This window comes from Okeania sp. SIO3B5, assembly GCF_010692555.1.
Classification (GTDB): Bacteria; Cyanobacteriota; Cyanobacteriia; order Cyanobacteriales; family Microcoleaceae; genus Okeania.
This window is the reverse complement of sequence record NZ_JAAHHG010000438.1, coordinates 1-8,457: the sequence shown is the minus strand read 5'-3', so window position 1 is coordinate 8,457 and position 8,457 is coordinate 1. Positions and strand designations below refer to the sequence as shown.

At 36.2% G+C, this 8,457-nt stretch carries 8 protein-coding genes and 1 pseudogene; 2 read left to right on the top strand and 7 right to left on the bottom strand.

The features are described 5' to 3' along the window. The first annotated feature begins 248 nt into the window (after positions 1-248). Complete coding sequence (locus F6K54_RS34775) at positions 249-530, top strand: hypothetical protein (RefSeq protein WP_293088225.1); 282 nt, start codon at positions 249-251, stop codon at positions 528-530. A 173-nt stretch (positions 531-703) separates the two neighbouring features. On the opposite strand, the gene clpB is transcribed toward F6K54_RS34775, so the two are convergent. From clpB to F6K54_RS34755, 4 genes are all read right to left on the bottom strand, one after another. Then, on the bottom strand, positions 704-3,421 hold the full coding sequence (gene clpB / locus F6K54_RS34770; protein ID WP_293088223.1) for an ATP-dependent chaperone ClpB: 2,718 nt from the start codon (positions 3,419-3,421) through the stop codon (positions 704-706). A gap of 368 nt (positions 3,422-3,789) precedes the next feature. After that, positions 3,790-3,933, bottom strand: coding sequence for a hypothetical protein (locus F6K54_RS34765; protein WP_293088221.1), 144 nt, complete (start codon positions 3,931-3,933; stop codon positions 3,790-3,792). Next, positions 3,914-4,342 carry a lactoylglutathione lyase gene (gloA, locus tag F6K54_RS34760; protein ID WP_293088219.1) on the bottom strand — a complete coding sequence of 143 codons (429 nt, stop codon included), beginning with the start codon at positions 4,340-4,342 and terminating at the stop codon, positions 3,914-3,916. The genes F6K54_RS34765 and gloA overlap by 20 nt, the downstream gene beginning before the upstream one ends. Before the next feature lie 568 nt (positions 4,343-4,910). Further along, positions 4,911-5,366, bottom strand: a complete 456-nt coding sequence (locus tag F6K54_RS34755) for a hypothetical protein (RefSeq protein WP_293088217.1) — start codon at positions 5,364-5,366, stop codon at positions 4,911-4,913. Positions 5,367-6,386: 1,020 nt separating this feature from the next. Here F6K54_RS34755 and F6K54_RS34750 point away from each other — a divergent pair. Next, positions 6,387-6,770 carry a hypothetical protein gene (locus F6K54_RS34750; protein WP_293088215.1) on the top strand — a complete coding sequence of 128 codons (384 nt, stop codon included), beginning with the start codon at positions 6,387-6,389 and terminating at the stop codon, positions 6,768-6,770. A 457-nt stretch (positions 6,771-7,227) separates the two neighbouring features. Here F6K54_RS34750 and F6K54_RS34745 read toward each other — a convergent pair whose 3' ends face one another. The 3 genes and pseudogenes from F6K54_RS34745 to F6K54_RS34735 all read right to left on the bottom strand — a co-directional run. Then, positions 7,228-7,674 carry a transposase gene (locus F6K54_RS34745; RefSeq protein WP_293088213.1) on the bottom strand — a complete coding sequence of 149 codons (447 nt, stop codon included), beginning with the start codon at positions 7,672-7,674 and terminating at the stop codon, positions 7,228-7,230. Next, positions 7,664-7,942 carry a transposase gene (locus F6K54_RS34740; protein ID WP_293088212.1) on the bottom strand — a complete coding sequence of 93 codons (279 nt, stop codon included), beginning with the start codon at positions 7,940-7,942 and terminating at the stop codon, positions 7,664-7,666. Before F6K54_RS34740 ends, F6K54_RS34745 begins: the two co-directional genes overlap by 11 nt. Positions 7,943-8,211: 269 nt before the next feature. Then, a pseudogene (locus F6K54_RS34735) lies at positions 8,212-8,457 on the bottom strand (hypothetical protein); the annotation flags it as partial.

The window sequence follows — 8,457 nt, the reverse complement described above, 5'->3', positions numbered from 1 at the left end:
TCTTTTTATTATCTGAGTTCAGTACCTGCCACAGTTGGTTGAGCATTAGCTATGAATGCAGGGAGATGGTGGAGACATAATCTACAATATACGACTTTGTTGAAAGTGTAACTTTTTTTGATTTTACTACTAATTCAACTCGTACTTTAAAAAAAGAAGATATAGTTAAAGGCTATCGTTCAACTATTTTTACGGGTTTAACTTCTTACCTTATTCTCAAAGCCGTATTTAATTTTGAGGTCGCAAATTTGAAAAATAATCCTATTCGTAAGAGGATTCAATGGTCTAAAAAGAATCAAGATTATCAACTTCCTAATTGTGGGAGTGTTTTTAAAAAATATCAACCTTTTTTAATTAAATTAGTTAAAGGACTAAAAGTCAAGAATGCTGCTTTTTCTAAGAAGACAGATAACTGGATTTTAAACTCTTCTAATAGTAGTGTAGGTATAGCTTTTTTAATAAAGATAGTCAAGCTCCTTCATATTATGACTGGGAAAAAAGCTATACTAGAGGTTATTGAAGTAGAGTAAATAATTTTAAACACCACTCAAGGAGAAAAGAACTTTACTTTGGGTTAAGGAGTATATTCGGGTGCATCTCAATTTTTTCTGTTGCTGTGTAATTTCATAACTTTTCTATTTTCCTAATCTAAAATCTATAATTTAATTATACTGGCGAGCTAGAAGCTCGCACTCTTATCAAATTACCTTTTCACCAATTCCAATTCCTCTTTTTTCCCAAACACTAAACCACCATCTACACAATCAATTACTATAATATCTCCACCAACAAACTTATTCTCTAAAATCAAATTTGCTAGAGGATTTTCTAATTCTTTTTGAATTGCTCGTTTCAAAGGTCGCGCTCCATAAACCGGGTCATATCCAACTTCAGCAATGTGGTCTAAAGTCGCAGGAGTTAACTTCAAACTAATTTTTTGTTCCCCTAATAACCTTTCAATTCTCTTCACTTGAATCTCCACAATTTGCCGTAATTCGCTCTTCCTTAAAGTGTGGAACAATATAATCTCATCCACCCTGTTTAAAAACTCCGGTCGGAAATGTTTTCGCAACCCCCCCATCACTCGTTTATACATCTCCTCATACTTAGAGTCATCCCCCGCCACATCCAGAATATACTCACCACCAATATTACTCGTCATTACAATTACAGTATTGCTAAAATCAACTAACCGCCCTTGAGAATCAGTAATCCTACCATCATCTAATACCTGCAACAATATATTAAATACATCTGGGTGAGCCTTCTCCACTTCATCAAACAGCAGCACAGAATAAGGATGTCGCCTCACTGCCTCCGATAACTGACCCCCTTGGTCATAACCCACATATCCAGGCGGTGCCCCTACTAACCTAGAAACAGCGTGTTTCTCCATATATTCAGACATATCAATCCGCACCAAAGCATCATCCCGGTCAAACAAAAACTGTGCCAAAGCTCGCGCCAATTCTGTTTTACCAACTCCAGTAGGACCTAAAAACATAAACGAACCGATTGGCTTTCCTGGGTCATTCATCCCTGCTCTAGCACGTCTAATAGCTGCTGCCACAGCTTCCACCGCTTCCGACTGCCCAATTACCCGTTGATGTAAATGTTTTTCCAATTGTAGTAACTTCTGGCGTTCCGACTCCAATAAACGATTTACTGGAATACCCGTCCACTTAGCCACGATAGTTGCAATATCTGCATCCGTAACTTGTTCCCGGAGAAGAGACGAACCTTGAGCTTGAACTTTTAATAATTCTGCTTCCTTAGCTTCGCGATCGCGATGTACAGTTTCTAGTTGACCATATTTTAATTGAGCTGCAGTATTCAGGTCGTAAGCTCGTTCTGCTTGTTCTATTTGTACTTTTAATTTATCCTCTTCTGCTTTAAGGGAATTAATTGTATTTAACAATTCTTTTTCCCCAGACCATTTAGAGGAAAATTTTTCCTGCTTTTGCTTCAAGACATTAATTTCATTTGTAATGCTTTGCAATGCTGGAGAAACTTTCGCAGGTGGTGTAGGTTCAGAATTTTGATCTTTTTTGCTGCTTTGCAACTCTCCCTCAATGGAAAGTTTCTCCATTTCCAACTGCATAATGCGTCTGTCAATAGCTTCTAGTTCTTCAGGTTTAGAAGTAATTTCCATTTTTAGTTGAGCAGCAGCTTCATCTACCAAGTCGATCGCCTTATCTGGCAAAAAGCGGTCCGAAATATAACGGTTCGACAAAGTAGCAGCAGCAACCAAAGCAGCATCAGTAATTTTTACCCCGTGGTGAGTTTCGTAACGGTCTTTCAATCCCCGTAGAATAGAAATAGTATCCTCTACACTTGGTTGACCAACCTCTACTTTTTGAAACCGACGTTCCAGAGCAGCATCCTTTTCTATATGTTTGCGATATTCATCAATAGTTGTTGCACCAATACAACGCAATTCTCCACGAGCCAGCATTGGTTTGAGGAGATTACCTGCATCTACACCCGAACCCGTACCGCCACTGGAACCTGCACCAACAACAGTATGTAGTTCGTCGATAAATAGAACAATTTGACCGTCAGAATTAGTTACTTCTCGCAAAACCGATCTGAGCCTTTCTTCAAATTCCCCTCTAAATTTTGCCCCGGCGATGAGACTTCCCATGTCAAGACCAATAAGTTGTCGTTCTTTAAGGGACTCTGGTACATCGCCGTTAACAATGCGTTGGGCTAAACCTTCAGCGATCGCTGTTTTTCCAACTCCTGGTTCTCCAATAAGTACAGGATTATTTTTTGTCCGACGGGATAAACAACTAACCACGCGCCGAATTTCTTCATCTCTACCAATAACGGGGTCAAGTTTGCCTGCTTTAGCTAACTCTGTGAGGTCGCGCCCATATTTTGCCAAAGCATCATAACTAGCTTCTGGGTTTTGGTCTTCGACTTTGGTACTACCACGAACTGCTTTAATTGCTGCTTCTAGTTGTTCAAATTCAACTTTGGGTGAGGTTTGGGGGCGCTCAAAACCAGGGCGAGTTGGTAGTTGGGGAGTACCTCCACCGAGGAGTTTATTACCAAGGCGTTTGTCTTGGTAAAAGGCGAGTAGGAGGTGTTCGACGGCAATAAATTTGTCTTCCCATTGTTCTCTTGCTTCATCAGCTAGGTCTAGAAAAATTTCCAGACTGCGCCCTAGATAGAGATGTTCGATACTACCAACTTTGGGTTGGCGTTTGGCGAAAGAGTCTATTTGTTGGAGGAGATTTTCTGGTTCTATACTAACGCGGTTTAAAATTTTGTTGGCTGTTCCCTGTTGTTCTAAGAGGGCAATGATTAGATGTTCTACTTCTAGTTGTTGGTTTTGGTAACGTCGGGCAACGTCCTGGGATTTGACTATGGCATCCCAGGCTTGTTCTGTAAATTTGCTTGGGTCAGTTGGCTGCATTTGGACTATTTTAAATTTTTTCCTATAAAACTATTTATAGGGTAGGTCGAACCTTGCTGTCTTTAAAATAAAAGAAGGAAGATAGATTTTGGGTTTAAGTTCAAAAAACACCTTTAACTTTCAGCTATAGCGCTGCGCGCAGGCAACAGGCAATAGGCAACAGGCAGTAGGGGGGATAAAAAGCTAATAATATAAGACTTTTAGCTATTGGACATCTACTGCAATTTGTAAATATGCCAGGGCACATTACTATATTTGCTAATTAGCTGATTATCTTCTCCTATCCTCCTTTTGCCTGAAATTATTTATCTTTTCTGTAGCGGGTTTAATACCCCACCGTCACTTACAGTGCTGAAAATTGTTTAGGGTCATAAGACATCGAGTGGCCGATCGTTGACTATCCATAAGAAATTTTCCCTTCTGCCTTCTGCCTTCTGCCTTCTGCCTTCTGCCTTCTGCCTTCTGCCTTCTGCCTTCTGCCTTCTGCCTTCTTCAATGAGTTCTAGCTGCAACTTCTTTTTCTGAATTGCTACTACGAGAGCTTAATTGAATTAGTTCTACTTTATAGCCATTTGGGTCTTCAATGAAGGCAATAACTGTGGAGCCATGTTTCATTGGCCCTGGTTCTCTTGTCACTTTACCTCCCTGTGCTTTTATTTGTTCGCAAGTGCCATAAATATCATCAACGCCCAAAGCAATATGGCCATAAGCATCGCCCAATTCGTATTGGTCTTTACCCCAGTTATATGTTAATTCGAGTACTGTGTGGTCTGACTCATCGCCATAACCAACAAAGGCTAGAGTAAATTCACCACCTGGATAGTCTTTTTGGCGTAATAGTTTCATGCCGAGGACATCGCAGTAGAATTTGAGGGATTCTTCTAGGTTGTTGACTCGCAGCATTGTGTGTAGTAGTCGCATGGTCTACTCCTTATTCCTTGACTATATCTACATTTTTATTTTGAAGCAATTTGCTCAATCTGGGGAGTCAATGTTGCTTTACTGGTAACGATTAGACATCTCCAGAAAAAAGGCAATAGGCAACAGGCAACAGGCAACAGGCAACAGGGAGAAATAATTGATTTGATTTTTGATTTTTACCTTAATTATTCGGTAAAAATCCTCTCCCTTTTAGGGAGAGGTAATTATCAATTATCAATTATTAAACAGATGTCTATTAGCACTCACAGAACTTACGCAGAACTACCATATCTAGTAGGATATAACTGCCGTTAGGCTTTTAACACGAAATGTTTTTGGAGGCTTGCTAAAATCCCCCTTACAAAAACAATTTCTGACTTCTGACTTCTGACTTTGTTAACCTCTTGAGCTTAATTTTCTAGTTTTATCACTTCCACTTTATAGAATTTCAACTTGTGCGATCGCCACCTTAATTTTAAGTCATACTACTAAAATAAATACAATTTATATCTTACTCAAATGTGACTATCGTGAGATAGTCATCAATATTCAATCGTAGTTATTTTGACTAACTATGAGAAACTAATTTTTCTAATTTAGACTTTTCTTGAATCAAAGCAAGATCGATTTTTTTTACTCCTTCTAAGGATATTAATGACTTACATTGTTTCACTAAATTTTCCCAACTATGTAATCTTTGAATTGAATTAGATTTATGAATTTTTTCAACATAAAATTGTGCCCAAAATTTTGGGACATACTTTTGCTTTCTAGCCTTGATTCGTTTTCTCCATTTAGTAAAATCTGATTTTCTTGGTGGCTCTACCCCCAAAATAGGTGGCATATCGGCATAACTTACAAATCTACTTTTACCTTTACCTACGACATGAATTACATATTTCCAACAGTTTATTTTGTAGATATTATCTGATTTAATTCCCAAATGAAATGCTAATGCGTCTCTAGTTACAAATCTACCCAATGGATGAGTAGCAGTAGATTGATTTTTGATAATTCTTTTCATAAAATCTACCTTAAATTTATATATATTTTTTTTGGCCGTATTTGTTTATTTATGTGTCTATAATTCTATATTAAATAATACTTGGCTATTTTGTCAACATATAATAGTAAGCTAATTTTTTACAGAAACAAATCAATAATAATTGCCCATCATTGGAATAGATTGTGGACAGTAATGTTTCAATAATTAGAGAATAGAGAAATTCAATAATAGAGTTTAATGAGGCAAGTCTGACAACCGTCAAATTGGCAATGTACAGTAGTCATAATTCAAGAGTAATTTTGTCAGAAGAATTGTTTTATTAACACTACTTGTTGCTATTTGTCAGTTATTTCTATCACTATTTTTGAGAATAGACATCTCCAGAAAATAGAGAATAGGGAACAGGGGTGCTACCCAGCGTCATTTCAGTTATCAGTTAGCCTCCTATGGTCGGAACTGCGTTAACAGTACCTCTAGTTAAAGTATTGGGATTTAGGACTTACGCATATACGCTATATATAGCGCTCAAAACTATTGTCCAATAGTACTTAGACTCTAGAAATAGTGCCTTTGCGTAAGTCCTGGGGATTGAAATATTGAACTTGATTTTTTCTTGGTAGATTGGATATGGCGCAAGTTTCGGAGCCATCTCTCGATCGCTTTTTCATCCCCTTGAAAGGGTAGGGCTAATTCTTTGTCGTCAGAGAATATTTACAACTCCATGACTTACGCATTTTCATGGGTTTAAGCACTATACATACCATAGTGCTATAGTTTTTATCTACTATATGTAGTGTCTTTGCGTAAGTCCTGAACTTTATATCCTATATCTTTGGTTAACTAATCCTAGCAAGATGTACGAAATTTCAAAGGATACAATTTTTCTCTAGTGACAATAAATTGACCCTACTGCCCCACTCCCCTACTCCCCTACTCCCCATTTAGGTAAACTTTTGTCAAAAATTAGAATATTCCTAAGTAAAATGTAAAAATAGATACAGAAATAAAAAAAGTTTTTTTACAATAGGGTCTGATGATATGAAACTAAATAATGACTATCAGTGTAATCGACAAGAGCTTCCCACTATTAATATGATGATGGGGGAAACAGTGGAGCAATACAGAGGACAACATAGAGGCCAAGGATGGACTTATCCTTACGTTAAACATATTCCTATACCTCAGCATCCTTCTCAAAAGCTGTGTTGTGCTAGAGATGATGAGTTAGCTCAGGAAAAACAGACTATTAATGTTGCTCAAAGAGTAGAAAAGAAGCAGGTTGAGCCAAAAAAGATAGCTCAGATAAATAGAACAAATATATGCGACATATTACAATGGCGACGTTCAATAGCTAAAGCCAAAGGAGATGAAAAGTTATTAACTTTATTAGAGGTTGAGTGGCGAGATAAATCTTGTGGATAAAGTTATAATTTTTGATTTTTAGGATGTGATTTTTGAAGAGAAATTAGTCGATTTTGAAAGTAGTCAGAGTTATCTTAGAAGCGGAACCAACATCAAAATATTAGGAGGTAAATCTTAATTAGGGTTTGCTGAAAAAGTCTTTTTGCGCTTGGCAGGGAGTAGGGAGTAGGGAGTAGGGAGTAGTGAAGAGTCAAGAGGAATCAGGAGTTGTAGAGGACGTACAAAGGAAAAATTATCCCAATAGTGATTCTGCCTCTATACTTACGCCAATACTCACTTTTTGAGCAATGTTTGGCAAAAACCTGGTACTTTTTCACTACCTAAAAAGGCCAAAACCTTTATATATCAAGACTTTTATATTTCATCAGCAAACCCTAATTATTAAGTAGCGATAATATTTAATATATTTCAGTTTAATAGTTACTAAATCTATAGAAAAATATTCCTTGACCTAGCTTTAATTAAGTGTTACCTTAACCGGATGAACTACAACACCCTCTATCCCATTGCTAAAAGCGTTTGGGACTGCTTTTCGTAATATGTTTAAACTTCCATTGACATCAGCATTGTATTTGATACCATTTGAAGTTTTATAAAGTCCTCTTTTCACTCGTTTACCACTAAATCTATGTTTCACACCTTTTTGATAAACTGGTAAGTCGTCCAAGTCTAAAAAACTAGCTTTTGAAGTATAACTCTCTTCATTAATTATTACTTTGATTCCTACTAATTTGGCTTTGTATTTTAGTTGTTCAATTAACTTAAAAAAAGGAATTTGAACAAAATTTTGATTGTTTTTTTTGCCTAGATTTATGTCTTGTTTCCAGTTAGGATTATTTCCTATTACTAAAGTTCCTATCTGGTTCTCTATCAGATGATTAATAATATATCTGCTAGTATGCATGCAGATAATCATCAATCTTTAAATTTCTTTTTGTCGATAATCTTTTGATTCGATTACTACTTTTAGTCTCCTTTAATTCTGACTGTAGTTTACCCTTTTTCTTATTATAGAATTGATTGATTGATTTGACTGGTCTGCCGTTAATAATCAAAGGTTGAAAACCTTTTTTATTTGATGTTACAGTCGCCAAATTATTTACTCCCAAATCTACAGAAGCTACATGATATTCTGACAAATTTAATTTAACTTCAACGGATTCGTAAACCACTTCTATAACATAGTAATTAAGCTTAGGAATAATTCTCACAAGTTGCAGAGAATCATAACTTATTTTACTGTCAAAAAATAGCTCACTTTTTGATAGTAATATCTTTTTATTTTTTACTAATTGAGGCTTACTAATCGCCTGCGCATGTATAAACTAGAAGATTCCTACCTTTCTTTTTATGTTTATATTTTGGTAGTTTAGGACGACTTTCAAACTTACTTGGACATTCATTATAAGCTCTTATAGCTTGAAAAAAACTTTGCCAATTTTTATCTAAAAGAATCAAAACCTGCGCTCGTAACTTTCGCCGGTATTGCTTGATAATCTACTCCCGACTGTAATAACTTTTGAACCTTGTTATAATTTAGATAATTTCCTTTATTAATAAACTCTTGTCTAACTATGTAGTTAGCTATATTGTAAAGATTTTTAGACAAGAAAGCTAGAGCATCAAGTGATTTATAATTGGGATGATTTTTTTTAATAATAGTACGTTCTACTAACTGCATTATCCC

Coding starts and splice junctions, on each gene's coding strand:
- clpB (WP_293088223.1), bottom strand. CDS start 3,421: ATGCAGCCAACTGACCCAAGCAAATTTACAGAACAAGCCTGGGATGCC.
- gloA (WP_293088219.1), bottom strand. CDS start 4,342: ATGCGACTACTACACACAATGCTGCGAGTCAACAACCTAGAAGAATCC.
- F6K54_RS34755 (WP_293088217.1), bottom strand. CDS start 5,366: ATGAAAAGAATTATCAAAAATCAATCTACTGCTACTCATCCATTGGGT.
- F6K54_RS34750 (WP_293088215.1), top strand. CDS start 6,387: ATGAAACTAAATAATGACTATCAGTGTAATCGACAAGAGCTTCCCACT.
- F6K54_RS34745 (WP_293088213.1), bottom strand. CDS start 7,674: ATGCATACTAGCAGATATATTATTAATCATCTGATAGAGAACCAGATA.